Here is a 279-nt window from a genome sequence, read left to right as displayed (position 1 = left end):
TATACCCGGCCTACATCAAAACCCGGAAATTTCTCGGATCGATGATATGGAAGTCATCGGATATAAAGTCTCTCAACTTAGGCCATTGGCTTGGTAAAGTTTTCCGGAAGAACACGTTCACCGCATCTACGAAATCGGCGAATCTTTCATAATACTTGTTGTGGGTGACCGATGTGTGCATGACGCGCCATAATCGCTCGATCGCGTTGAGATTGGGCGCGTAGGGTGGCAGGAATCTGAGATCAAGCCTTTGTCCGTGCTCGACCATCCATGCCTCAA

The 279-nt window shown here is 48.7% G+C and carries 1 protein-coding gene; it reads right to left on the bottom strand.

Translation table 11 applies throughout. The features are described 5' to 3' along the window. Positions 1 to 10: 10 nt before the first annotated feature. Positions 11 to 279 (bottom strand): transposase (locus tag QQZ18_RS15795; protein WP_284541909.1); only part of this gene is annotated, 269 nt, incomplete at its 5' end.

The sequence above is a fragment of the Pleomorphomonas sp. T1.2MG-36 genome (assembly GCF_950100655.1).
Classification (GTDB): domain Bacteria; phylum Pseudomonadota; class Alphaproteobacteria; order Rhizobiales; family Pleomorphomonadaceae; genus Pleomorphomonas.
This window is presented reverse-complemented; position numbering and strand designations above follow the sequence as displayed.